The organism is Sphingomonas sp. NIBR02145, from assembly GCF_027359115.1.
Classification (GTDB): domain Bacteria; phylum Pseudomonadota; class Alphaproteobacteria; order Sphingomonadales; family Sphingomonadaceae; genus Sphingomonas; species Sphingomonas kyeonggiensis_A.
Window position 1 is genome coordinate 3,265,651 of the sequence record NZ_CP114791.1, and the last position, 25,104, is coordinate 3,290,754.

A 25,104-nucleotide genomic window follows, 5' to 3' on the forward strand; every position below is an offset into this window, starting at 1 on the left:
ATCAGGAGCCGGCCTGCCTGCCCGCCCCCCCTACCCCACCGGATACGCCACATAGGCCAGCCATTCCCCATCCGGCGACCAGCTGTTGACGTTGATCGAGCCCTGCCCGCCGAAGAAGCTGGCAATCGTCCGCACCGCACCGCCCGCGGCCGGCATCGTCCGCAGCTCGACCGGCAAATTGGGCGGATGCCCCTCCGTCCTCTCGGGGAAGCTGATATAGGCGATCGTCTCGCCGGCGGGATCGGGATGCGGGAACCAGTCGACCCGGTTGCCTTCGCTCCGCCGCTCGATCCCGCTGCCGTCCGGCCGCATCCGGAACAGGCTGGCATCGCCGGGCACGCTGGCTTCCAGCTCGCCATTGAACCAGATCCACGCGCCATCGGGCGACCATTCGGGCCCATCGACCGGCGCCGGCCCTTCGAGCAATTGCCGCGCCGGGCCGCCCTCTTCGGGCACGATCGCGATGCCCCAGTGCAGCGGCGCGCCGGGCCGGATCGTCGCGCAGGCGAGTTCGCTGCCGTCGGGCGAGATGCCGTGGAGATAATAGGCGAGGCCGTCCTCCGGGCTCACCTGGCGCGGCGTGCCCCCGGTGACCGGCACCGCGTGCACCTTGCGCGCCGCCGTGATGTAGAGCGTCCGGCCGTCGGGCGAGAGCAGATGGTCATTGTTGGCATCGTCGATCCCGTCAATCGTGATCGGCTCCAGCACCGGCGCGCCTTCCAGCGGCAGCCGGAACAGATGCCCCCCGCCATTGACGATCAGCGCGCCCCCGTCCGGCGTCCAGTTCGGCGCCTCGAGCAGCCGCTCGGCCTCGAGCACCAGCCGGTCCTCGCTGCCGTCCCGGCTTATCATGCGCACCTGCGAGACCTGCCCCGGCAGCAGCGGGCGGAACGGCCCATGCGCGGGATTGGCCCCCGGGGGCGCCTTGGAAACCGTCGTCATGGGCAAGCCTCTGCGCTATTTGACATTGATCCGAACCTATAAGATTTAGCGCTAAATTAGACCACAATCGGAGAGCGGGCAATGGACCTGGAAGCAATCGACCGCGAGGAGCAAGCGCTCCAGCTGCAGCGCTTCGATGCCGACGATGCCTGGTGGCTCGGCTGCCATCTGCGCAAGCGCGGGGCGGCGGCCGGTGCCCCGATCGCGATCGAGATCCGCCGCGCCGGCACGCGGCTGTTCAGTGCGCTGCTGCCCGGCGCCACCGCGGACAATCTCGGCTGGATCGATCGCAAGATCGCGCTGGTCATGCGCTTCGAGCGCTCCAGCTATGCGATGCGCCTCAAATTCGATGCCGCCCCGCCCGGCGCATTCGATCGCTTCGGCCTGAACCTTGGCACCCATGTCGCCGCCGGGGGCGCGGTGCCGATCCGGATCGCCGGCACCGGGGTGATCGGCGCGGTCGCGATCAGCGGCCTCGCCCAGGAGGAGGATCATCGCTACGCCGTCGAGGCGCTCGCCGCATTGAAGGCGCACCAGGGGAGCCAGGCATGAGCGCCGCACCCGTGCGCTGGGGCATTCTCGGCCCCGGCAATATCGCCCGCGACTTCCGCGCTGGTGCCACCGGCTCGACGACCGGCACGATCGCCGCGCTCGGCACCCGCAATCCCGGCCGACCCGAGCTGGCCGTGCATTTCCCCGGCATCCGCGTCGTCACCGGCTATGAGGCGCTGATCGCCGATCCCGGGATCGACGCGATCTATATCGCCACCCCGCACAGCCATCACGCGCACTGGGCGATCGCCGCCGCGCAGGCTGGCAAGCATGTGCTGTGCGAGAAGCCGATGGGCGTCTGCGCCGCCGAGACCGAAGCGATGTTCATCGCCGCCCGCACCGCCGGCACCTTCCTCGGCGAAGCCTTCATGTACCGCTTCCACCCGCTCGCCAGCCGCATCGCCGAGCTGATCCGCGCCGACGCGATCGGCGCGGTCCGGATGATCCGGTCGAGCTTCGGCTTCGCGGTGCCTGAGGAGGCGCGGGCCGGCCACCGGCTGTTCAAGCCCGAGCTTGGCGGCGGCGCGATCCTCGATCTCGCGGGCTATCCGGTCTCGATGGCCGGGCTGATCGCCGGTGCCCGCAGCGGCGGCGCCATCCCGATGCCCGACACGATCAGGGCCGTCGGCCATATCGGGCCGAGCGGCGTCGATGAATGGACCTCGGCGCTGCTTCGCTTCCCCGGCGGGATCATGGCCGATCTCTCCTGCTCGGTCAGCGTGCGCCAGGAGAATGTGCTGCACGTGATGGGCACCACCGGCCGGCTCGAAGTCGACCAGTTCTGGTTCGCCGGCGGCAAGACCGGCGGGACCAACACGATGCGGCTGATCCGCCCGGACGGGAGCCGCGAGGCGATCGCGGTCGACGAGCCGCGCCATCTCTACAGCTTCCAGTTCGAAGCCGCGAACCGCGCGATCCGCTCGGGCGCCACCGAATTCGCCCGGCCCGGCCTCGACGCGGCGGACAGCATCGCCACTGCCCGCATCGTCGATCGCTGGCTGGCCGAGATCAGAGCGTAACGCGGGTCTCGATCAGCTGGTCGGAGGCGCCGCCGACCAGCACACGATACGCACCGGCCTCGAGCCGCCAGCCACGCGTCGCCGGATCGCGCCAGCACAGGCTGTCGAGGCTCACGAACAGCTGCACGATCCCGGTCTCGCCGGGCGCCAGCGCGACACGGTCGAACGCGCGCAGCAGCTTGACCGGCTGCTCGGCCTCGACGCCAGGCGCGCCGACATAGCATTGCACGACTTCCTCCGCGGCCACGTCGCCGTCATTGCGCACCGCCACCGACACTTCGATCGCGCCGTCCACCACCCGCGCCGTCAGCCCGCGATAGGCGAAGCGGGCATAGGACAGGCCGTGGCCGAAGGCGTAGCGCGGCGTCACCTGGTCGCGGTCGAGCTTGGTATAGCCATGCCAGCGATCATACTCGATCGCATCGGCATCGCGATCGAAGAACGGATAGTCCCCCGCATCGCGCGCCACGGTGAAGGGCAGCTTGCCCGAGGGGCTGACCTCGCCGAACAACAGGCTGGCCAGCGCGTGGCCGCCTTCCATGCCGGCATAGAAGCTCATCAGGATCGCGCTGGCATCATCGCGCCATTCCTCGACCAGCACGGCCGAACCCACGACCAGCACGATCACCACCGGCTTGCCGCTCGCCGCCGCCGCGCGGATCAGTTCGACCTGCGCCTCAGGCAGGCCCAGCGACAGCCGGTCGCCGCCGATCGGCTCCTTGGAGATGCTCGGCCGACCCGGCTTGCCATCGGCGCCCAGCGCGATGTCGCCGATGATATATTCGCCCTCTTCCTTGGCGGTGAAGCCGGCGACGACCACCACCGCATCGGCCTCGCGCGCCAGCTGCGTCGCGGCACCCAGGTCCTCGCCGCTGGCATAGGCCACCGCATCCTCGCCGAGCAGCGCCCGCAGGCCCTGGAGCGGGGTGACAACATAGGGCGTGCGCACCCGGCTCGATCCGTTGTCGCCGGTATTCTCCATATCGGCGAGGCTACCCAGCACCGCGAGCTTGCGCACCTTGGCGCGATCGAGCGGCAGGGTCCCGTCATTCTCGAGCAGCACCGCGCATTTCTCGGCCACTTCGCGGGCCAGTGCGCGGTGGCTGTCCTGCGCGATCAGGTCCTTCGAGTAATCCTCCAGCGGGTCTTCCTGCGCGGCGAAGCGGAACTGGGTGGTGAGGATGCGGCGGCATGCCTGGTCGATCACCTCGGGCTCGATCGTCCCGGCCTCGACCGCGGCGACCAGCTTCTCGCCGAACACCAGCGGCTCGGGATTCTCCACGTCGAGCCCGGCGGCGGCGCCGTACACCTTGTGGACGCCGCGCACCCAGTCCGAATGGACGAACCCTTCAAAGCCCCATTCGCCGCGCAGCACATCGGTCAGCAGCGCGCGGCTCTGGCCGCAGAACTCGCCATTCACCTTGTTGTATGCGGTCATCACCGTCGCCACGCCGGCGTCGAGGCAATGCCTGAAGTGCGGCAGATAGACTTCGTGCATCGCGCGCTCGTCGGCGGTCACGTTCACCTTGAAGCGTGCGTTTTCCATGGAGTTCAGCGCGAAATGCTTCACCGTGGCGATCACGTTATGCGCCTGGATGCCGGTGCCCATCGCAGCGCCCATCACGCCGAGATGCCAGGGATCCTCGCCATAGGTCTCCTGCGCGCGGCCCCAGGCGGGGTGGCGCAGCAGGTTGATGCAGACCGCGCCCGAGAAGCTGCAATCCTGCGCGCGCGCTTCAACACCCATCACTTCGCCGACGCGCCGTTCGAGCGCCGCATCGAAGGTGGCGCCGCGCGCCATGGTGCAGGGAAAGCAGGTCGAGCCGACCCGGGTGACGCCGCGCGGACCATCGGTGAACATCAGCGGCGGGATGCCCAGCCGCTCGGCGCCGCCGCCGGCGCGATAGGGCCGCGCGCCCCAGATCCGATCGTCCTCGGCGAGCGCATCGAAGAAGCCCTTGCCGGACATCATCGTGACCTTCTCGTCGAGGGTCAGCTCGGCGAGCACCCGCGTCACCAGTGCATCGATTTCCTGCGCGCTGGCGCCCTTGGCCGGCATCCAGCCCGATTTTGCGCCTGCTTCTTCCGAAATCGATCCCGTGACCACGCGCGCCCTCTCCATTCTGCTTGTCGCCGCCCTGGATTCCCAAAGCAGAATTAGCGCTAAAGCATACAAGCAAGAGCTTGGAAAGATTGAAAGCGAAGATTCGGGGGTGGGCGAGCCTTGCAATGTAGGATTTCGCCTGCTCGGCTTGCGCGGCCGACCCGGGGTCAGCCGCTCCTTGGAGCTGCGGGAAAGATAGGATCCGCCGCGCGCAACGATCGTGCGGGATGCGGCGCGTTCCCGTAGACAAGGTCAAAATTGCGGGCCGGAAAACCCGCTCCTGGCCTGTACTTCGTGTACTTTGGCGAGTCGCCGTCGCCCGGGATGTTGGATCACGCCGTCCAGGCGGCGATGTCCGGCTCCTGCCCGATCAGCGCCAGGCCATGCGCGATCGAGGTGAGCTCGCCGCCCGTCGCCAGCTTCTCGGTGCCGAAGCGCTCGGCGAACAGCCGGCGGACACGCGGGGTCAGCGAGGTGCCGCCGGTCAGGAACACCCGGTCGATCGCCTGGGGCTCGGTGCCGGCCATGGTCAGCGCGCGGTCCACCGCCGCTTCGATCCGGGCGATATCGGGCGCGATCCAGTCCTCGAACTCGGCGCGGGTCACATCGGCCTCGATCGCCAGCTCACCGCCCTCGAAATGGAAGTGCGCCGCCTCGTCCGAGGAGAGCGCCCGCTTGAGCCCGCCGATCGCGTGGTAGAGCTGATAGCCGAGCTCGCCTTCGATCACCGCGATCATCCGCCCGATCGCCTCGGGATCGAGCGCGGCGCGCTTGAGCTTTTCCAGCTCGGCCAGCGTCTTGCGGTTGCGCATCAGCGCGAGGCGCGACCAGTCGGAAAAGTCGGTGAACCAGCCGCCGGGGATGTCGAGGATCTTGTCGAACGAGCGATAGCTGCCGCCTTTGCCAAGCAGCGGCAGCACGAGATGCTCGACGATGCGCTGGTCGAACCGGTCGCCGGCGATGCCGACACCGGCATGGGCCAGCGGCACACAGCGCAGCGCCGCGCCCGGCGCCTCGATCCGCACCACCGAGAAATCGCTGGTGCCGCCGCCGAAATCGGCGACCAGCACCGTCGCCGGCTCCTCGATCCGCGAGGCATAGCTGAACGCGGCGCCCAGCGGCTCATAGACATAATGGATCTCGGCCCCGAAGCCGGCGAACATCATGTCATAGCGCTGGCGGGCCAGCGCGTCGTCGGGCCGGCTGCCGGCATATTCGACCGGCCGGCCGACCACGACGCGGCGTGCGCCACCGTCCAGCGCGCCGCCCGCCCGTGCCGCCATCAGCCCGAGAAAGGTGCGGCCCAGCTCCTCGAAGCGCAGGCGCTTTTCGAAGACGATCGCATGCTCGAAACTCGCGCTCGCCGCGACCGACTTGAACGACTGGAGGAAGCGGCTGCCCTCCGGGAACTCGAGATATTCGGCGATCGCCCAAGGGCCGGCAGCCACCGCCAGCCCGCCGCGCACATCCTCGTCCTGCCAGAAGCACAGGGCCGATCGGAACACCGGATCGGCACGCTCCGGCCCGGCAAGCTGGACCAGCTCGGAGCGGCCATCGACAGCGAGCGCCGCGACGGAATTGGTGGTGCCGAAATCGAAGCCAAGGGCGGGAAGCTGAGTCATGGTCGGGCGCCTCTATCGCCCTGCACACTATCTGCACAGCCTCTCCACCGGCTTCGGCATCCGGGCTGGACGGCGATGCGCGATCAGCACCCCCGAACCTGGGAGACCCGCATGGCGCATCGTTACCTTTTCCTGCTCAAGATCCCCGCCGCGATCCTGCTGATCGTCGCCGCCGACCAGCTGCTGCTGAACGGCGAGATGGGATCCTGGTTCGGCGGGCTGGCGCTCGGCTGGATCGGCCTGCTGCTCGCCGTCCGCCCGGCGCTGCGCCGCCCCGCGAGCCTGATCGCCCTGGCAATCGCGGCCGGCTTCGCGCTGGTGCTGGCCTATGATCCGTGGCCGCTCGGCTGGGCATTGTTCTGGAGCGCGCTGTCGATCGCCGCGCTGATGCCGCGAATCGGGCGGTTCGACGATGCCGGACGCTGGGGCCTGCGCCTGCTCGCGCATGGATTGAGCGGCCCGCTTACCCCGTTGCTCGACCTGGCCCGCCTCTCGCGCCGGCGCCCGCAGCGCGGCGGGCGCACTCCGTCGAACCTGCTGACGTTGCTCGTCCTACCGCTGGCGATGACCGGCCTGTTCGTCGCCTTGTTCGCCAGCGCCAACCCGATCATCGCCGAGACGCTGGGCCAGGTCCGCCTGCCCTGGTTCGGCGAAGTGGTCTTCTGGGGCATGACCGTGGTGGTGGTCTGGCCGAGCCTGCGCCCGTCGCGCTGGGCGACGCGTGTCACCACATTGCTGCCGCGCACCGGAATGCCGCTACCGAGCCTCCCTGTCGCGTCGCTGCTCCTGTCGCTGATGCTCTTCAACCTGGTGTTCGCGGTCCAGAACGGGCTCGACCTTGCCTTTCTATGGAGCGGCGCGGCGCTGCCCAAGGGTATGACGCTGGCCGACTATGCCCATCGCGGCGCCTATCCGCTGATCGCCACGGCCCTGCTCGCCGGGCTGTTCGTACTGATCGCGCTGCGGCCCGGCTCGGCGAGCGCCGCCAACCCCGCCATCCGCCGGCTGGTGGTGCTGTGGGTGGCGCAGAACCTGTTGCTGGTCGCCTCGTCGATCCTGCGCACCCTCGACTATGTCGATGCCTATTCGCTCACCGCCTTCCGCATCGCCGCGCTGGCGTGGATGGGCCTGGTGGCGATCGGGCTGGCATTGATCTGCTGGCGGCTGCTTGCCGGCAAGAGCGCCGCCTGGCTGCTCAACGCCAATGCGCTGATGGCCGCGCTGGTTCTGACGGCAGCCAGCATCGTCGATCTCGACGCCAGTGCCGCCGCCTGGAATGTCCGCCATGCCCGCGAAGTCGGCGGACGCGGGGTGGAACTGGACCTCTGCTACCTGTCGCGCAGCGGTTCCTCGTCGCTGGTGTCGCTGGTCGAGCTCGAGCGCCGCCCGCTCCAGCCCGGCTTCCGCGACCGGGTGCGCTTCGTCCGCGACCTTCAATTCCGGATGCTCGCCGACGCCCAGGCCGACTGGCGCAGCTGGACTTGGCGCGGTGCCCAGCGGCTGGCCACTGCCCGCCAGATGCTCGGCGCCAACCCGCCCAAGCCCGCAGCCCTGCCGCCCGGTGCTTTCCGCGACTGCGACGGCTCGATCCAGCTGCCCGCCCCGCCGAGCGCCCCCGAACCAGCCCCGGCAACCGCCGCCAACGCAGCCGAAGCCGCAGCCCGGGCCACCGAGGCAGCCGTCGCCAACGCCACGGCCAATGCCACTCCGCCATTGACCGGAGCAGCGTCGCGATGATCCAATGCCCAATGCCCCGCACCATCCTTGTCGCCGATGACGATCCCCATATCCGCCAGCTGCTCGTCTTCGCCCTCGCCAAGGCCGGGCTCGAGACGCTCGAGGCAGCCGATGGCGAGGAGGCGCTGAAGATCGCCGAGACCCAGGCGCCCGATCTGATCGTGCTCGACATCAACATGCCGCGCATGGATGGGCTGGAGGTCTGCCGCCGCCTGCGCGCCGAGGGCGGGCTGCCGATCCTGTTCCTCTCCTCGCGCGACGACGAGATCGACCGGATCATCGGCATCGAGCTGGGCGCGGACGATTATGTCACCAAGCCCTTCTCCCCTCGCGAAGTGGTTGCCCGGGTGATGGCGGTGCTCCGTCGCACCGCCGCCCACGCGCCCGATGTCGATCGCGCCGCCCCGCCGATCCGTCATGGCAGGCTGGCCCTCGATACCGAGAGCTGGGAAGCGCGCTGGGCAGGCGCGCCGGTGCCGCTTACCGTCACCGAGTTCGGCATTCTCCGCACCTTGGCGGGCATGCCCTCCAAGGTGTTCAGCCGCGACGCGCTGATCGACCGGCTGCGCGGCCCCGGCTTCGCGCTGACCGACCGTACGATCGACAGCCATATCCGCAACATGCGCGCCAAGTTCGCCCAGGCGGGCGCGCAGGACCTGATCGAGACGCGCCCCGGCATCGGCTATCGCATCGGCGCATGTTCGGAAGGCTGACCGAAGCGATCAAGGCGCCGATCCGGCGCTTCTGGCCGCGGCTGCGGCTGCGGACGATCCTGCTCGTCACCTTCGTGTTCGTGGCGGCGCTGCCCGGCGTCGGCGCGCTGTTCCTGCGCGTCTACGAGAACACGCTGGTCCGCCAGACCGAGGCGGAGCTGATCGCGCAAGGGACGGCCCTGGCGGCAGTTGCCAGCGCCGAATGGCCGGGATCGAGCGGCCCCGAGCTGATCCGCGAGCCGCCGCGCGCCTCGCGCGGGATGGCGGGCGGGCCGCTCTCGACCATCGACCTGGGCAACGCCCCTGGCCCCGAGCGTCCCGAACCGGTGGCCGTGCCCGGCAGCGCCAACCCCGATGCGCTCGCCGCCGCCGCCCGGCTCGCACCGCTGGTAGAGACGACGGCGGACGGCACGCTCGCCTCGATCCTGCTGCTCGCCCCCGATGGCCGCATCCTGATCGGCAAGGATGCGGGCAAGAGCCTGGCCGGCCTACCCGAGCTGGCCTCGGCGCGTGCCGGCCACCCCCAAACGATGCTGCGCCGGCGCGGCGACTATCGTCCCGAATATGCCTTTGAATGGCTGAGCCGCGCCTCGGGCCTGCGCATCCACCATGCCCGGCCGGTGCTGGTGAACGGCAAGATGGTCGCGGTATTGCTGCTCTCCCGCTCACCACGCGCGCTGTTCCGGGGCCTTTACGAGGATCGCGGCAAGATCCTGTTCGGCATCGGCGCGATCTTCGCGACCCTGGTGGTATTGAGCGGCCTGCTCTCGCGCGGCATCGCGCGGCCGATCGAGATATTGAGCCAGGCGACCCGCGACGTGGCGCGCGGCGGCGGCACCGTGCCCGAGGCGCCGCGTACCGCCGCGATCGAGATCCAGGCGCTCTACAGCGATTTCGCGACGATGGCGGACGCCATCGACCGGCGTTCGCGCTATCTGCGCGACTTCGCCCATGCGGTGAGCCACGAGTTCAAGACTCCGCTCGCCGGCATTCGCGGCGCGATCGAGATCCTCGAAGACCATCATGCCGACATGGACGAGGCGGACCGCCGCCGCTTCCTCGCCAATGCCGGCGCCGATGCGGATCGCCTGGCCCAGCTGGTCACTCGCTTGCTGGAACTGGCGCGGGCGGACATGGCCGAGGCCGATGCGGACGCCGCCACCGATGTCGCCCTGCCGCTGCGCCGGATCGCCGATGCCTGGACGGATCGCGGACTGGCGATCACGCTCGACCTGCCCGAGGCCCTGCCCCGCGCCGCGCTGCCCAGCACCATGCTGGAGGCGATCGTCGAGAGTCTGGTCGAGAACAGCCGCCAGGCCGGCGCAACTCGGGTTCGGATGGCGGCGATGCAGGCGGATGGCGAGATCCTGCTGACCATCGCCGATGACGGCCCCGGCATTCCCGAGGCCGATCGCGCGCGCATCTTCGAGCCCTTCTTCACCAGCCGCCGCGCCGCCGGGGGTACCGGCCTGGGCCTGCCGATCGCGCGCTCGCTGCTCGCCTCGCATGGCGGCACGATCGCGCTGGGAACGGCGGAAACCGGGACGTGTTTCGAAATTCGCGTGCCGGCCGTCTAGATCTGCCCGACCGATCTTGCGCTGCTGCGCCGGGCAAACGCGATCTGCGAAGGGAAGGAAGCCGGCCTGCAACCGCCAGCTGGAGCAGGCGAAATCCTACATTGCTAGCTTTCCGGGCGCGCTCAGCTCCAGCCGCCGCCGAGCGCCTTGTAGAGCGCGGTCGCCGCCTGCGCCTTGGCGGCGCGGGCCTGCTGGTCGCGGCGGGTGGCGGCGAGCAGCGACTGCCGGGCACGTTCGAGCGTCAGCCGATCGTCCTCGCCGCGATCCGCGCGTTTCTGGGCAAGCGAGAACGCACTCTGCTCGCGTTCCAACGACACCGCGGCGTCCTCCGCGGCGGCGCGGGCGTTGAGGAAGCGGTTGATCGCCGCCTCGCTGTCCGAGAGCGCGCCGACCACGGCCTTTTCGTAACGCGCCGCAGCGGCATCCGCGCGGGCATCGGCGGCGCGGATCTGGGCGCGGATCGTGCCGCCCTGGAAGATCGGCCAGGAGAAGCTCGGCCCGATCTGGAGCCGGAAGGAATCGCCCGAGACGAGATCGCCGGGCTTGCGCGCCTGCTGGCCGATGCTGCCGAGCAGGCTGAAGCGCGGGAAGAGATCAGCGGTGGCGACACCGATATCGGCGGTCGCCGCCGCAAGCTCGCGTTCGGCGCGGCGGACATCGGGGCGCCGCTCGAGCAACTCGGAGCGCAGGCCGATCAGGATCGCGTCGGGGCTGGCCGGCAACGGACCCGCCATTTGCAATTCCGGCACCAGCTGCTCGGGCGGCACGCCGACCAGAGTGGCGATGCGATAGGCGGCGGCGCTGGCCTGGGCGCGGGCGTTGGGCACGGCTGCCGCACTCGCCCTGGCGGCGCTGTCGGCACGGTCGAGCTCGAGCCGCGAGGCTTCGCCATGGTCGAAGCGGAGCTTTGTGAGACGCGCAAGCTCGGCATCCGAGGAGGCCTGCGCCTCGGCAGTAGCGCCATCGGCTTGGGCAGCGCGCAGGTCCATATAACCGCGGACGACTTCGGCGATCAGCGTGAGCATCACATCGCGCCGGGCATATTCGGCGCTTTCCTCGCGCGCGGTTGCGCCTTGCATCTGGCGGGTGCGGCGGCCCCAGAGATCGACTTCCCAGCTCGCATCGAAGCCGAGGTCGTAGAGCGGGAAATCGCGCGAGAAGCCGGGGAACGGGATGTTGCCGATCGGCAGCTGGCCATTGTTGCTCAGCACATTCTCGGTCGCCGAGCCCTTGGCAGTGACGCTGGGCAGGCGGCCGCCGGCGATCGCCTCGCGATTGGCGCGGGCCTCGGCCAGCCGGGCCTGGGCTTCCCGGAGGTCGGGGCTGGAGGTCACTGCGCGCCGGACCAGCGCCGAGAGTTGGGGATCGCCGAACCGGTCCCACCATTGCAGATCGACCTGGCCGGGCGCGCCTGCCTCAAGCCAGTCGGGCGCGGCCTTTGTCTCGGGCGCATGATAGTCCGGGCCGACCGTGCAGGCGGAAGCCAGCAGCATCGGCAGCAGGAACAGCGGGAGCGAACGGGTCATCTTGTTACTCCATGCGCGCACGGAAGAGCCAGGCCGAGGCGGAAAGCGTCACGCAGGCGATCAGCGCCAGCGGCCAGAGCTGGTGGAACACCGCCGCCGCCGGCATCGCCTTGAGGAACAGCCCCTGGACGATGGTAAGGAAATAGCGGGCGGGATCGAGATAGGTGATCGTCTGCAGCCAGTCCGGCATGTTGTCGATCGGGCTGGCATAGCCGGAAAGCAGGATCAGCGGCGTGGTGACGAGGAACACGCCGAGGAACGCCTGTTGCTGGGTCTGCGAGGCTGCGGAGATCAGCATGCCCAGCCCGATCAGCGCGAGCAGGTACATGCCGAGCGACAGGAAGAAGAGCAGCAGCGATCCGGTGAAGGGCACGCCAAAGACCAGGGGCGCCACCACCAGATAGACGCTGCCGTTGATCATGCCGATGATGAAGGGCGGTACCATCTTGCCGATCAGGATCTCATGGACGCGCAGCGGCGAGACCATCAGCTGGTCGAACGTGCCCAGTTCCCGCTCGCGCGCAACCGATTGCGAAGTGACGGCAAGCCCCGCCACCGAGGTGATGATCGCGACCAGCGAGGGCAAGGTGAACCAGATATAGTCGAGCGCGGGGTTGTACCAGTTGGTCACCACGCTGCCGCCCGCTGCCCCGCGCAGCTGGGGCGGGGCGAGCTCGGCACCCAGGGTGCCGGCGATATTGGTGATATAGCCGGTGACGATCTGGGCAGCGTTGGAGCGGCGGCCGTCGAGCACCAGGCCGATGGTGGCGCTCCGGCCGCGGGCGAGCTGCCGGTCGAAATCCTCGTCGATCACCAGGGCGGCGATCACCTTCTGGTTGTCGATCGCCGATTTGAGCTCGGCGGGGGTCGCCAAGCGCCTGATATGGCGGAAGTTCGGGCTGCCGGCGATGCGCTGGACCAGTTCGACCGAATGCGCGCCCGAGCTGCGATCGAGGATGCCGATATCGACATTCTTGACGTCGAGCGTGGTCGCATAGGTGAAGATGAACAGCTGCATCAACGGTGGCACGAACAGCACCAGCCGCGACTGCGGATCGCGCAGCACCGCCCACATCTCCTTGACCATCATGGCGACCAACCGGCGCAAGCCGGCGCCTTCAAGGAGCCGCCGCATCAGTCGAGGCTCCGGCGGGTGACGCGGAAGGAGAGCGTGAAAAACACCATGCCGAACAACAGCATGATGCCGATATTGGGCAGCAGCAGCCCCCATTGGTCGCCGGCGAGGAACACCGTCTCGAGGCTGGGGATCAGGTAGCGCGCGGGGACGATATAGGTCAGCGCCTGGATCGGCCAGGGCATCGAGCCGATCTCGAAGATGAAGCCCGAGAGCAGGAAGGTGGGGAGGAAGGCCGAGAGCAGCGCCACCTGGCTGGCGACGAACTGGTTCTTGGTCGCCGCCGAGATGAACAGGCCGAGGCCCAGCGCAGGCATCAGGAACGCCGAGGAAATGGCATAGAGCGCGAAGATCGAGCCGCGGAACGGCACCCCGAACACCCAAACCCCGATCACCGCGCAAAGCGTCATCGAGGCCTGCGCCAGGAAGAAATAGGGGATGACCTTGGAGGCGATGAACTCGGCCATCGAGATCGGCGTGGCCATCATAGCTTCCATCGTCCCACGCTCCCATTCACGGGCGACCACCAGCGCGGTCAGCAGCGTGCCGACCATGGTCATGACATTGGCGATCGAACCGGGAACGAGGAAGAATTTGCTCTTGAGTTCAGGGTTGTACCAGTAGCGCGCCGAGACGATCACCGGGGCCTCGCGGGCACCGGGATTGCGCTCCAGTCCTTCGGCTGCGGCCCAGCTCGCCCGCACGCCCTCCCCGTAAGCCGCTGCGAAATTGGCGGTATTGGGCTGGGAGCCGTCAGTGACGATCTGGATCGGCGGCATGTGCCCGCGCTTAATCCCGGCGCCGAAATCCTGGGGGATGACGATCAGCGCGCGAAGCTCGCCATCGACCAGCTTGTCGCGCACCTGCGCCACCGTGCGGGCCTCGGTCACTTCGAAATAGCGCGAGTTCCTATAGGCTTGCGCCAGGCGGAGCGCGGGTGCGCTGCTGTCCTGGATCACCAGGCCGACGCGGGTGCGGGTGCTGTCGAGCGATACGGCATAGCCGAACAGGAAGAGCAGGATCATCGGCAGCACGAAGGCGATCAGGAAGGTCGACGGATCGCGCAGGATCTGCGCGGCCTCCTTGCGGACCAATGCGGCCAAGCGCCTGAGATCGAAGCGGAACCTCATGCGGCCTCGCGCGCCTCGCGCTTGCGGTCGAACGCCTCGATCAGGGCGATGAAGGCATCCTCCATCGTCGGATCGGGGGCACCGGTGAGGCGGGCGGCTTCGGCCTTGAGCTCGTCCGGGGTGCCGGTGGCGATCTGCTCGGCGCGGTAGATCAGGGTCGCGCGGTCGCAATATTCGGCTTCGTCCATGAAGTGGGTGGTGACCAATACGGTCACCCCCTTCTCGACCAAACCATTGATGTGCATCCAGAATTCCCGGCGCGTCACCGGATCGACGCCCGAGGTGGGTTCGTCGAGGAAGAGCACCGGGGGCTCGTGCATCACCGCGCAGGCCAGCGCCAGGCGCTGCTTGAAGCCCAGAGGCAAGGTGCCGGCGTTGACGTCGAGCTTGTCGTGCAGCTCGAATATCTCGATCATCGCCTCGATCGCACGCTGCGCCTTGTCGCGCGGCAGGTCGTAAACCCCTGCAAAGAAATCGAGATTCTGGCGGACCGAGAGGTCGCCATAGAGGGAGAATTTCTGGGCCATATAGCCCAGCGACGCCCGGGCGGCGGCGGCGGACTTGCGGAGGGACTTGCCGGCGACCGCACCAGTCCCCGAAGTTGGCGAAAGTAGCCCGCAGAGCATCTTGAAGGTGGTCGACTTGCCAGCGCCATTGGGTCCGAGCAGACCGAATATCTGTCCCCTTGGGATGCGGAAGTTCATATCCCTGGCCGCGGTGAACGCGCCGAAGACCTTGGTGAGCCCGTTCGCCTCGATCGCGCAGTCCATGGTCTCGGGGATCGTCCGGTAGCGTTTGGCGAGAGCGGAAGTGCCCTTGGGCCCGCCGCCCAGCCGCTCGATGAAGCCGTCCTCGAAGCGCGGGTCGGCGGTGTCCACCTTGGTGTCTGGTCCGGCTGAAAGCGCCTGCGCATCGGGCACCGGCTTGCCGTCGGCGACCAGCAGGCGGACCGAACGACCCTGGATCGTGCCGTCGATCACATCGTCGCGGTCGAGCGCGCGGGTGAGGAACTGGCGGCGGCGCGCCTCGAAGCCGCTCACCCGGATCACCCGGTCCCGCACATGGCCGGTGAGCTCGGCGGGAGGACCGTCGAACAACAGCTTGCCTTCATTGAGCAAATAGACGGTGTCGCACTTCTCCGCCTCGTCGAGATAGGCGGTCGACCAGAGCACGCCGATGCCCTGTTCGGTAAGATCCCCCACCATAGCCCAAAGCTCGCGCCGGCTGATCGGATCGACGCCGACCCCGGGCTCGTCGAGCAGCAACACCTTGGGAGTCTTCACCAAGGCACAGGCAAGTCCCAGTTTCTGCTTCATGCCGCCCGACAGCTTGCCGGCCAGCCGGTCCTGGAAACGGGCGAGATCGGTGAACGCGAGCAGCCTGTCGAAACTATCCTGCTGCTCGCTTCGGGGCAGCCCGCGCACTTCGGCGTATAGTTTGAGGTTCTCGAGGACGGAGAGGTCTTCATAGAGCCCGAAACGCTGGGGCATATAGCCGAGCGTTTCGAGCTTTTCCCCCGGCTTACCCCCCAGGACCGAAACAGTCCCCGAAGTGGGCGCCATCAGTCCGGCGAGGATGCGGATGAGCGTGGTCTTGCCCGCGCCGTCCGGCCCGACCAGGCCGGTGATGCGGCCGGGCTCGATCGCCATGGAGACACCGTCGAGCGCGGTGGTGGCGTCGAAGGTTTTTACGAGGGCGGTGGTGCTGGCGAGGGGTTGGGTCATTTCGCCCTCAGCCAAGTTACCGCGTCACCCTGAACTTGTTTCAGGGTCCAACGCGCCTCAAGCGATATCGCCGGGGGAGCGTTGGATGCTGAAACGAGTTCAGCATGACGAAGAAGAGGGGGCAGCAACGCCACCTCCTCAACCCTTGTGCTTGGGCCGCGCGCCCGGCACCGAGACGCTGACCGGCTGGCCCTGGCGCAGGCCGTCGTCGGGATCGTCGATGATGATGCGGAGCTGGTAGACAAGATCGGTGCGGAGGTTCTCGGTCTCGACCGTCTTGGGCGTGAACTCGGCGCGGGGCGAGATATAACCGATCGTGCCGTTGTAGCGCTTCGGGTTGCCGTCGGCGGTGACCACCACCTTCATCCCTGGGCCGATCCGCGAGAGATCGCTTTCCGCGACATAGGCACGCACCCGCAGCGGCCGCATGATCGCGAGCGTCAGCACCGTCTCGCCGGGCTGGACGATCGCGCCGGGCTCGCGGGCGCGGGTGACGACGGTGCCGTCGGTGGACGCGAGCAGGCGGGCGTCGCCGAGATCGGTGGCGGCGCTCTGGCGGGCGGCGGTCGCCGCGCGGACATCGGCGGCGGCGGCGGCCACGTCTTCCTTGCGGCTGCCGGCGTTCATCAGCGACAGCGCCTGCTGGGCCTGGGCGAGATCGGCGCGGGCCTTGTCGCGGGTGGCGACGGTCTGCTCCCAGATGTCGCGGCTGATCGCGCCGGGCTCGACCAGAGGCTGGCGGCGGGCATAGTCGCGATCGGCATCCTGGGCGACCGCGACGGCGGCGGCGACCCGGGCACGGGCCTGGGCGATATCCTGGGCGCGGTTGCCGTTGCGGAGCTTGGCGAGCTGGGCCTCGGCCTGCGAGACCTTCGCATCGGCCTGGGCGATGCGGCTGTCGAGCGTGGCGGCATCGAGCGTGGCGAGCAGCTGGCCCTGCCTGACCTTGGCCCCCTCCTCCACCGTGATGCCCGAGATCCGGCCATTGACCCGGAAGCCGAGATCGACTTCGCGGATATCGACATTGCCGTTCAACTTGAGCGCGCCGTCATCCTTCGCGCGGAACAGGCCGAAGCCGCTGGTGGCGATCGCGGCGATCACCAGCACGACGATGACGACGAGGATCGCGATGCGGCGACGGTTCATGCGGGATTCTCCGACAGGATGCAGAGGGCGTTGGCGCGCAGGCGGGCGCGGAGCAGTTTCTGGGTGGGCTCGTCGATCGTCTCGACCGAAAGGATGCGGGTGACGGCGGCACGGGCGACGCGGAGCACCAGCGACTGGCCGAACAGCAGGATCCCCATCGCCAGCACCTCGCGCTCGCCGAGATCGGTGCGGACGCGCTTGAGCGTGGCGACGAAGGTCTCGACCACGCCCTGCATCACCCCGGTATAGAGCCGGTCGAACGCTTCGGTGGGGTTCTGCTGCTCGCGGGTGATGAACAGCGCCCAGGCTTCGGTCTGTGGGCTGAGCATCATCAGCGCGAAGCCGTCGAGCACGACAAGCAGCGCCTCGATCGCTTCCTCGCGGCTGCCCTTCTCGGCGACGGCGCGGGCGGCTTCGAGGGCCGGCCCCTGGATGGTCTTGACGCTGGCGGCGATGTGATCGGCGGCGGCGAGATAAAGGCCGTGCTTGCCGCCGAAATGATAGGTGATCGACGACATCGCCGTGCCCGAGGCACGGGCGATCTCGCGCGTGCTCGCCCCTTCATAGCCGTGGCGGCCGAACTGCTCGATTGCCGTGTCGATCAGGATCTGGCTGGTCATCGCACCGAATCTTGTTCGTTCGAACGAACTAATATTGGATGCACGGATGTGAAGCAAGGGGTTTGCTGGCGGGTTCCCTGTTTTGCTCCCCGGCGGAAGCCGGGGATCAGGTGGGACAGTGCTGCGTGACAGACGCGCATCACCGGCGTAGGTTCCCGCTGTTCGCGTGACTGGCGACTGGATGGAGCACCATCGGGAAGCGCGAATGCTAACGCCGCATCGCCTGGGCACCCCTTCGAGATTGGAGGATCCTGATGCCCGAACCGCTGCATATCGCTTTCCTGCTGTTCCCCGACGTGACCCAGCTCGACCTGACCGGGCCGGTGCAGGTGCTGTCGCGCATGGGGAATGTGACGCTCGACCTGGTGGCGAAGACCCGCGATCCGGTGCGCACCGATGCGCTGTTCGACCTGCATCCGACCGCCACTTTCGCCGAGGTGCCGCGCGCGGACCTGCTCTGCGTGCCGGGCGGGTTCGGCACGGTGGCGGCGATGGAGGATGCCGATACCTTGGACTGGCTGCGGCAGGTGGCGGCGGAGGCGACCTGGGTGACCAGCGTGTGCACCGGATCGCTGCTGCTCGGCGCGGCGGGGCTGCTGCGCGGCTACCGATCGGCCTGCCATTGGGGATCGCGCGAGCAGCTCGCCTGGTTCGGCGCCGAGCCGGCGCCGGAGCGGGTGGTGTTCGATCGCAATCGGGTGAGCGGTGGCGGGGTGACCGCGGGGATCGACTTCGCGCTGGCGCTGACCGCGGCGATCCGGGGCGAGGCGCATGCACGGTTCGTGCAGCTGAGCCTGGAATATGATCCGGCGCCGCCGTTCGATGCCGGATCGCCGGAGCGGGCCGGGGCGGAGACGGTGGCGCGCTACCGGGCGATGGTGGAGAAGTTCGCGCCCGGGAGGGCGGAGACGGTGAAGGGGATTGCGGAGCGGCTGGGGTTCTAGCGCGCAAATCCTCCCCCAGCTTGTCTTGGGGGAGGGGCGGCGGTGGTACACCGCCGTCTGCGACGGCGGCCCCTCCACCATTCGCTACGCGAATGGTCCCCCTCCCCGAGCAAGCTCGGGGAGGAATTGATTCAGGCCAGCGCCTTCGCCGCGCCTTTCAGGTCCTCGACGAACGCGGCGAACTCGTCCTCCGCTTTCGCGCGGTCCGGCAGGCGGAGGAGGTAGCTCGGGTGGACCGTCACCCAGCCGCGGCCGCCATCGGGCAGGTCGAGCGCCCGGCCCCGCACCGCGCCGATCGTCACCGTCTTGCCGAGCATCTGGCGGGCGGCGGTGGCGCCCAGCGCGATCGTGAGTTCGGGCTTCACCAGCAGGCGCTCCTGCTCATACCACCAACGGCATGCCTGGATCTCGCCGGCATCGGGCTTCGAATGGATGCGACGCTTGCCGCGCGGCTCGAACTTGAAGTGCTTGACCGCGTTGGTGACGTAGACACTCGCGCGGTCGATCCCGGCCTGCGCCATCGCCCGGTCGAAGACTTCGCCGGCGGGGCCGACGAACGGGTGGCCGGCCAAGTCCTCCTGGTCACCGGGCTGCTCGCCGACGATCATCATCCGGGCATCGGCCGGGCCTTCGCCGAACACGGTCTGGGTGGCGTGCCTGTAGAGGTCGCAGCGGGTGCAGTGCGCGGCTTCCTCGCGCAGGGCCGCCCAGGCACGCTCGACATTGCCGCCCGGCCTGGGCTGGGTCGCCACCATCGCTGTCTCCCGCTGGCGCGCGGTGGCGACCAGCTCCTTGACCAACGCGGTCTCGGGCATGTTTTTCCAATATTTGCGCGGCATCTCCTTGAGCATCGCGCCGGTCTTGAGGCGGGCCGGGTTGAAGATCGAGGCGTAATAGGTCTTCCAGATATCCTCGACCGGGTCCTCGCCCGGGGCATCGGCGGCGGTTGCGCCGGGGCCTTCGGAGAGCGTTTCGGTATCCCAGTGGAGCGAGAGTTCGGGAGTGAGGATCGACCAGCGCATCGAGGTGAAGCGCTCGACGAAGAAGCGGGCATTGGCGCGGACGATGTGGTGGATCGGCTCGAACCAGGCGACATAGCGCGTGTTGGGCTCGCCGGTGCCGGGAAAGGGTTGCGCGTCCTCGACTTCGCGGAAGCGGACAAAGGCGCGCATCTTGTGGATGTCGCGGCGGACCTCGCGGGCCATGCCCTCGAGCCGGCGGACCAGCGGATCGGCCGCGTCGGCGACGCGGTGGGGATCGCCCGCGAGCAGCGCGTAGAGCAGGGCGAAACGCTCGGGGTCCGAATGGAGGATCGCCGACTGGGCGAGGTCGAGGAACGCGCGGGGGACCTTGAGCGGGCGCGGGGCGGCGGGGGGCAGCACCGCTTCATCGGCGAACAGGTCGACCGGGGTTTCGCCGACCTGCCAGAGGATCTCGGATGCGAGGACGCCGGCCTGGGCGAGGCCGCGCGCGGCATCGCGCCAGCCCTCGAAATCATCCTCGCTTGCCAAAGTAACTACGCGCAACGCTTGCCTCCAAACCCGTCATCCCCGCGCAGGCGGGGATGACGATGAAGGCGGTCTAACGCGCTGAATCGGATTTCGGCATCGATTCGATCCAGTCGCGGACCAGCGCGACGCCTTCCTTGTGGACCGTCGCGCGGCCGAGCTCGGGCATGGCGATGCCGGGGTCGGTCGATTGCATGCGGTAGAGCAGGATCGACGCGTCGGGATCGCCGGGGACGATGTCGAAGTCGCGGGTGCCCGCCCCCCGGCCGGCGGCGGTGGGGCGCTTGAACAGGCCGCGCTGCTCGGGATCGGCGCGCCCGAGATCGAGGAACAGGCCCGAGTTGGACGCGGCGCCCTGGGGGTTGTGGCAATGGGCGCAGTTGATCTCGAGCCAGGCGCGCGCGCGCTGGTCGAGCGGCGCGGCGGTGTCGTTCCAGCGGGCGACCTTCGGGGCGTCGGCGGGGAGCCGGTCGAGCATGCCGGCGGCGAGCAACTGCTCGAGCTGGCCGCCATGGTTGAGATAGCGCGCCTTGATCCCGATCGGGACGACCTGGCCGGCAAGGCCGTGGCAGTCCTTGCACTGGTTCTGGTTGGGGACGGCGTAGGAGATGCTGTGCCGCTCGCCGGAGGGGTCGGTGAAGGTGACGGGGATGCGCGTGCCGGCGCGCTTCACGTCGGCGTCGGTGCCCTCGGCGTTCCAGACATAGGGGATCGGGGTCCAGCCGCTGGCGCGGTGGAGCAGGACGCGGGTCTCAAGCGGCTTGAACACGCCGTTCGTCCGATAGCCGAAGGTCTTGATCAGCGCGGCGCCGACGGGGAGGTCGAGCGGCTTGTCGGGGTCGTATGTCGCCCGGCTGCCCTCGGGCAGATAGACGTAGCGCTCCTTCTCGGCATAGTCGGAGAAGAGCGGGGTTTCGAGGGTATAGGCCATCAGCCGCGGGGCGGGGGTGCGGGCCTTGAGATCGGTGAAGAAGGCGTAGTCGGAGAGGTGCGCGGGCCAGCCTTCGGCGGTGATCGCGGCGTCGTTCACGCCCGTTGGACGGCCGAGCAGCGCGGCGGCGAACAAAGCGGCCGCGCCGAGCAGCGCCTTCATTTGGCGGCGGCCTCCATCGCAGGCGGCAGCTTGAAGGTCTGCCAGGGCGGCGGGATCTCGTTGTCGAGCTTGATCAGCTGCGGCTTGGCGGTGTCGAGCGGGGCACCGAGGGCGAGCGCAAGGGTGAGCACCGGACCGTCATCGCCGGTGAGCTTGACCTGGTCGCCACCGGTGCCGTCCCAGAAGACCGGCGGGAGCGTGCCGCCGAGCATCCTGGCAAGCAGCGCGCCGCCGGGCATGGCGGGGGCGAAGCCGGCGCGGCCATGCTTGTTGCCGGCAAGGCGGATGTTGCGGGGATAGGGATCATAGCCCTTGTCCTCGAACGGCTTGCGATAGGCGACGACCATGATGTTGGCGGTACCGTTGCCGCTGAGATCGTTGGCCGTCACGGTCACGTCGTTCTCGGCCATCACCAGCACGCCGGTACCGGTGGGCACGGTGGCGACGATGTTGCCGGGCGGAGCGAAATTGGGGGTGTCGTTGTCGACCACCTTGTTGCCGGTGACATTGACCCAGCCGGCGCCGCGCTTCGGCAAGGCGGGCAGGTCGAACACCAGGATGCCGCCGGTATTGTGGGTGGCGAGGTTGTTGGTGACCTCTGCGAAGCCGCTATTCTCGATCTCGATGCCGGCGACATTGTATTTCGCCACCGAGTTGCGGACGATGATGCGGTTGGACTGGCCGACATAGATGCCGGCATCCGATGCGCCCATGACCGTCACGCCGTCGATCAGCACGTCGCTGCTCTCGACCGGGTAGACGCCATAGGCGCCGTTGGTCGCCTTGGGGCCGCCAGTCCATTCGACGCGGATGTTCTTGTAGACGATCCGGTCAGCACCCTTGGACTTGATGCCGTCGCCCTTCGAATCCTCGACCGCGAAATCGCGGAGTACAACGTCGTCGGACGTGACGAGCAGCCCCTCGCCTGCCCCGAGCTGCCCCTTGAAGCTGAGCACGGTCCTGAGCGGTCCGGCACCGCGCACCGTGACGCCGCCCACGTCGAGGCTGAGGCCGTCGGTCAGCTCGAAGCGGCCGGCGCCGATGCGGACGGTGTCACCTGGCTTCGCGTCGAGCAGGGCGGACTGGAGGCGTTCCTGGGCATTGGGGCCCGCCTCGACGATGATGTCCTTCGCCAGGGCCGGAGACGCGACAAGCATCGCGCAGGCGAACGCGGCGGGCGCACAGAGTCGAAGCATCCCTCTCTCCCTATTTTTGGGAGGATGATACGCCGATCAGGACGAATTGACAGTCCTGTCAGTTAGGCCGGCTCGGGGTGGTGGCAGACGAACTCGATCAGCCGCCCGTCGGGATCGCGCAGATAGCCGGCATAATAATCGGGGTGGATATGAGGCGCGAGCGCGGGCGCGCGATCGAGGACATGGCCGGCGACGCGGCCTGCGGCATAGATTCGATCCACGGTGGCGCGATCGGGTGCGGCGAAGGCGAAATGAAGGTCCGACGGCACTTCGCCCTCGACCAGGAACAGGTCGAGCGCGGCGTGGTTGCCGAAACCCTTGGCCGGGCCGTCGACCTTCTGGCTGTAGCCGAGCGGGGCGAGGGTATCGGCGTAGAAGGCCAGGCTCTCGGCGAGGCGGGCGGTGCGGATCTCGATATGGTCGATCATGAAACTCTCCTTCGTGCTGAGGAATAAGGCCGCGCGGCGCGGCCTTTCCGCGAAGGCGGGGATCAAATCGCCGGATTTCGGCGCATTTGCCCGCTAGGATGCCGGCGATGGCCCGATCCGATCTCGACCGCTTCGATCGCAAGCTCCTCGTCCTCGTCCAGCGCGACGCCGGCCAGACCGCCGAGGCGCTGGCCGCACAGGTCGGGCTGTCGGCATCGGCGGTGCAGCGCCGGTTGAAGCGGCTGCGCGCGACCGGGGTGATCGTCAGCGAAGTCGCGGTGGTCGACCCACTCAAGGTGGGGAAGCCCAATTTCTTCCTGGCGGCGCTCGAGATCGAGCGCGAACGGCCCGAGCTGATCGCCCGGCTGCGCCAGTGGATGGCCGCGGAGGAGCAGATCCAGCAGGTCTATTACGTCACCGGCACCGCCGATTTCGTGCTGGTCGTCGTCGCGTCCGATGTCGGCGCCTATGACGCGCTGATGAGCCGGCTGATGGCTGACAATCCCAATGTCCGCCGCTTCACCACCAATGTCGCGCTGGGAGTGGGCAAGCGCGGGCTGGTCGTGCCGATTCCCGACTAGCTATTCGCGCGCGTCGCCGGGGGGATTGGCCTCGGCGCGCGCCAGTTCCCTGGGCTTGCGCTTCTCGAACAGCTTGCCGAGCGCTTCTTCCTGTGCCGCGCTGAGATGCTTCGCCGCAGTGGGAAACATCTCTTCCTCTTCCTCGTCGATATGGTGGAGATAGCGGTGACGCATCTCCTTGAACTTCACCAGCCAGCCGGGCGAGGACATGTCGGTGTCCATCAGTTCGCCAAGATAGTCGTCGACTTCCTTGTGCTCCGACACCGAATGCCGGGCGTCCTCGCGCAGCTCGGGATCGGCGAGCATCGTCGCGTAGAGTGCTTCTTCCTCGGCGGCCGCATGGGCCTGCAGCTCGAGGCGAAGCTGCTCGAACAGCTCGCGGCGGTCCTTGCTGTCGCCCGAGGTCTCCCCCACCCGCTCGAGCAGGTCGCGCTGGCGGTCATGGTCGGCAATCAGATCGGCGAAGATGCGTGCGTCGGCCATTCTACTCTCTCCCTTGGTCGGGGAGTCAGAACCGATCAGGCCGCAAATAGTTCTAACTGCTCGCGTTTCGGCGCGACGAGGCTGCGCAGGTCGGCGCGATCGGACAAGGCGACCGGGCGCCAGTCGGCAGCGACAAGGAACGGGCGGACCTTGGCGATCGAGGCCGTCAGCCGCGCGACATCGGCGAGCTGGAGGCGGCGCATGCGGCGAGCGGAGAGAATCGCATCGACCGCCTTCACCCCGAGACCGGGGACACGCAGCAGCAGCTCGCGCGGGGCGCGGTTGACGTCGACCGGGAAGGACTCGCGGAACTTGAGCGCCCAGGCGAGCTTGGGATCGATATCGAGCGGGAGCATTCCGGTGGCGGGGTCGGCCGCCGCCGCGACTTCCCTGGGCTGATACTCGTAGAAGCGCATCAGCCAGTCGGACTGGTAGAGCCGGTGCTCGCGCATCAGCGGCGGGCGTTGGAGCGGGAGGACCGCGCTGGCATCGGGGATCGGGCTGAACGCCGAATAATAGACGCGGCGGAGCTGGAAGCGGTCATAGAGCCCGGCGGCGCGGGTGATGATGTCGCCATCGGTAGCGGCATCGGCGCCGACGATCATCTGGGTCGACTGGCCGGCGGGGGCGAATTTGGGCGCGGACTTGTAGCGCTTGCCGGCGTCCGTGGTGTCGTCGATCGCGGCGCGGACATCCCGCATCGCGCCTTCGATGCGCGGCGCCGATTTCTCGGGCGCGAGCCGGGTGAGGCCGGCGACCGTCGGCAGCTCGACATTGATCGAGACGCGATCGGCATAAAGGCCCGCCTGACGGACCAGCTCGGGATCGGCATCGGGGATGGTCTTCAAGTGGATATAGCCGCGGAAATCATGTTCCTCGCGCAGCAGCCGGGCGACGCGGACGATCTGTTCCATCGTATAGTCGGACGAGCGGATGATGCCCGAGGAGAGGAACAGCCCCTCGATATAGTTGCGCCGGTAGAAATTGAGCGTGAGGTCGACGACTTCCTCGGGCGTGAAGCGGGCGCGGCGGACGTTCGAGCTCTTGCGGTTGATGCAATAATGGCAGTCGAAGATGCAGCTGTTGGTCAGCAGGATCTTCAAGAGCGAGATGCAGCGGCCATCGGGCGCATAGGCGTGGCAGATGCCCATCCCCTCGGTCGAGCCGATCCCGCCCTTGGGACCGCTCGCCGCGTTGCGTTTCGTCGTGCCGGAGGACGCGCAGCTCGCATCATATTTGGCGGCATCGGCCAGGATGGCGAGCTTTCCGCGGAGATCGAGCTGCGACATTTGTTCCTTCTATGTTCCTGATATTGCAGTGTCCA

Annotated in this window: 22 protein-coding genes and 1 riboswitch; of the genes, 7 read left to right on the forward strand and 15 right to left on the reverse strand. The window is 68.3% G+C overall.

Annotated elements, in window-relative coordinates; genetic code table 11:
• Positions 1–30 precede the first annotated feature (30 nt).
• Positions 31–942, reverse strand: a complete 912-nt coding sequence (locus O3305_RS14600; RefSeq protein ID WP_269573195.1) for a TolB family protein — start codon at positions 940–942, stop codon at positions 31–33.
• Positions 943–1,023: 81 nt separating this feature from the next.
• Here O3305_RS14600 and O3305_RS14605 point away from each other — a divergent pair, with 81 nt between their 5' ends.
• Together O3305_RS14605 and O3305_RS14610 are read left to right on the forward strand one after the other, a co-directional pair.
• Positions 1,024–1,494: a heme-degrading domain-containing protein gene (locus O3305_RS14605; RefSeq protein WP_269573196.1), complete on the forward strand. Its 471-nt coding sequence runs from the start codon at positions 1,024–1,026 to the stop codon at positions 1,492–1,494.
• On the forward strand, positions 1,491–2,513 hold the full coding sequence (locus O3305_RS14610) for a Gfo/Idh/MocA family protein (protein ID WP_269573197.1): 1,023 nt from the start codon (positions 1,491–1,493) through the stop codon (positions 2,511–2,513). The genes O3305_RS14605 and O3305_RS14610 overlap by 4 nt, the downstream gene beginning before the upstream one ends.
• Here the strand turns inward: O3305_RS14610 and O3305_RS14615 are convergent.
• Together O3305_RS14615 and O3305_RS14620 are read right to left on the reverse strand one after the other, a co-directional pair.
• A complete protein-coding gene (locus tag O3305_RS14615) occupies positions 2,503–4,572 on the reverse strand; it encodes a beta-glucosidase (protein WP_269573198.1) in 2,070 nt (689 codons plus the stop codon). The genes O3305_RS14610 and O3305_RS14615 overlap by 11 nt on opposite strands.
• A 377-nt stretch (positions 4,573–4,949) precedes the next feature.
• On the reverse strand, positions 4,950–6,239 hold the full coding sequence (locus O3305_RS14620; protein WP_269573199.1) for an Hsp70 family protein: 1,290 nt from the start codon (positions 6,237–6,239) through the stop codon (positions 4,950–4,952).
• 111 nt (positions 6,240–6,350) lie between these two features.
• On the opposite strand from O3305_RS14620, the gene O3305_RS14625 reads away from it, so the two are divergent.
• The 3 genes from O3305_RS14625 to O3305_RS14635 are packed head-to-tail and all read left to right on the forward strand — an operon-like array spanning position 6,351 to position 10,266.
• Complete coding sequence (locus O3305_RS14625) at positions 6,351–7,976, forward strand: DUF4153 domain-containing protein (RefSeq protein WP_269573200.1); 1,626 nt, start codon at positions 6,351–6,353, stop codon at positions 7,974–7,976.
• Positions 7,977–7,987: 11 nt separating this feature from the next.
• The gene (locus O3305_RS14630; protein WP_269573201.1) at positions 7,988–8,689 is read left to right on the forward strand and encodes a response regulator transcription factor; all 702 of its coding nucleotides are present in this window, start codon (positions 7,988–7,990) and stop codon (positions 8,687–8,689) included.
• On the forward strand, positions 8,674–10,266 hold the full coding sequence (locus O3305_RS14635; protein ID WP_269573202.1) for a sensor histidine kinase: 1,593 nt from the start codon (positions 8,674–8,676) through the stop codon (positions 10,264–10,266). The genes O3305_RS14630 and O3305_RS14635 overlap by 16 nt, the downstream gene beginning before the upstream one ends.
• A gap of 122 nt (positions 10,267–10,388) precedes the next feature.
• On the opposite strand, the gene O3305_RS14640 is transcribed toward O3305_RS14635, so the two are convergent.
• The 6 genes from O3305_RS14640 to O3305_RS14665 form a co-directional block, all read right to left on the reverse strand.
• On the reverse strand, positions 10,389–11,792 hold the full coding sequence (locus O3305_RS14640; protein ID WP_269573203.1) for an efflux transporter outer membrane subunit: 1,404 nt from the start codon (positions 11,790–11,792) through the stop codon (positions 10,389–10,391).
• Positions 11,793–11,796: 4 nt separating this feature from the next.
• On the reverse strand, positions 11,797–12,927 hold the full coding sequence (locus O3305_RS14645; RefSeq protein ID WP_269573204.1) for an ABC transporter permease: 1,131 nt from the start codon (positions 12,925–12,927) through the stop codon (positions 11,797–11,799).
• Positions 12,927–14,057 carry an ABC transporter permease gene (locus O3305_RS14650; RefSeq protein WP_184163716.1) on the reverse strand — a complete coding sequence of 377 codons (1,131 nt, stop codon included), beginning with the start codon at positions 14,055–14,057 and terminating at the stop codon, positions 12,927–12,929. Before O3305_RS14650 ends, O3305_RS14645 begins: the two co-directional genes overlap by 1 nt.
• Positions 14,054–15,781 carry an ATP-binding cassette domain-containing protein gene (locus O3305_RS14655; RefSeq protein WP_269573205.1) on the reverse strand — a complete coding sequence of 576 codons (1,728 nt, stop codon included), beginning with the start codon at positions 15,779–15,781 and terminating at the stop codon, positions 14,054–14,056. Before O3305_RS14655 ends, O3305_RS14650 begins: the two co-directional genes overlap by 4 nt.
• Before the next feature lie 138 nt (positions 15,782–15,919).
• Positions 15,920–16,927, reverse strand: coding sequence for an HlyD family secretion protein (locus O3305_RS14660; protein ID WP_269573206.1), 1,008 nt, complete (start codon positions 16,925–16,927; stop codon positions 15,920–15,922).
• Entirely contained in the window at positions 16,924–17,547 is a 624-nt protein-coding gene (locus O3305_RS14665) for a CerR family C-terminal domain-containing protein (RefSeq protein WP_269573207.1), read from the reverse strand. The genes O3305_RS14660 and O3305_RS14665 overlap by 4 nt, the downstream gene beginning before the upstream one ends.
• A 156-nt stretch (positions 17,548–17,703) precedes the next feature.
• Positions 17,704–17,783: riboswitch (ZMP/ZTP riboswitch) on the forward strand.
• Positions 17,784–17,801: 18 nt separating this feature from the next.
• On the opposite strand from O3305_RS14665, the gene O3305_RS14670 reads away from it, so the two are divergent.
• Complete coding sequence (locus O3305_RS14670) at positions 17,802–18,491, forward strand: DJ-1/PfpI family protein (protein ID WP_269573208.1); 690 nt, start codon at positions 17,802–17,804, stop codon at positions 18,489–18,491.
• 131 nt (positions 18,492–18,622) lie between these two features.
• Here the strand turns inward: O3305_RS14670 and O3305_RS14675 are convergent, their stop codons facing one another.
• From O3305_RS14675 to O3305_RS14690, 4 genes are all read right to left on the reverse strand, one after another.
• On the reverse strand, positions 18,623–20,017 hold the full coding sequence (locus O3305_RS14675; protein ID WP_269573209.1) for a UdgX family uracil-DNA binding protein: 1,395 nt from the start codon (positions 20,015–20,017) through the stop codon (positions 18,623–18,625).
• A 55-nt stretch (positions 20,018–20,072) separates the two neighbouring features.
• Positions 20,073–21,092 (reverse strand): SO2930 family diheme c-type cytochrome, encoded by a 1,020-nt coding sequence (locus tag O3305_RS14680; RefSeq protein ID WP_269573210.1) that lies wholly within the window; start codon positions 21,090–21,092, stop codon positions 20,073–20,075.
• Positions 21,089–22,288, reverse strand: coding sequence for a parallel beta-helix domain-containing protein (locus tag O3305_RS14685; RefSeq protein ID WP_269573211.1), 1,200 nt, complete (start codon positions 22,286–22,288; stop codon positions 21,089–21,091). Before O3305_RS14685 ends, O3305_RS14680 begins: the two co-directional genes overlap by 4 nt.
• Positions 22,289–22,350: 62 nt before the next feature.
• Positions 22,351–22,716: a VOC family protein gene (locus O3305_RS14690; RefSeq protein ID WP_269573212.1), complete on the reverse strand. Its 366-nt coding sequence runs from the start codon at positions 22,714–22,716 to the stop codon at positions 22,351–22,353.
• 107 nt (positions 22,717–22,823) lie between these two features.
• Here O3305_RS14690 and O3305_RS14695 point away from each other — a divergent pair, with 107 nt between their 5' ends.
• Positions 22,824–23,297, forward strand: coding sequence for an Lrp/AsnC family transcriptional regulator (locus O3305_RS14695; protein ID WP_269573213.1), 474 nt, complete (start codon positions 22,824–22,826; stop codon positions 23,295–23,297).
• On the opposite strand, the gene O3305_RS14700 is transcribed toward O3305_RS14695, so the two are convergent.
• Together O3305_RS14700 and O3305_RS14705 are read right to left on the reverse strand one after the other, a co-directional pair.
• A complete protein-coding gene (locus O3305_RS14700) occupies positions 23,298–23,780 on the reverse strand; it encodes a hemerythrin domain-containing protein (RefSeq protein ID WP_269573214.1) in 483 nt (160 codons plus the stop codon).
• A 35-nt stretch (positions 23,781–23,815) separates the two neighbouring features.
• Positions 23,816–25,069 carry a putative DNA modification/repair radical SAM protein gene (locus O3305_RS14705; RefSeq protein ID WP_269573215.1) on the reverse strand — a complete coding sequence of 418 codons (1,254 nt, stop codon included), beginning with the start codon at positions 25,067–25,069 and terminating at the stop codon, positions 23,816–23,818.
• Between the last annotated feature and the right edge of the window lie 35 nt (positions 25,070–25,104).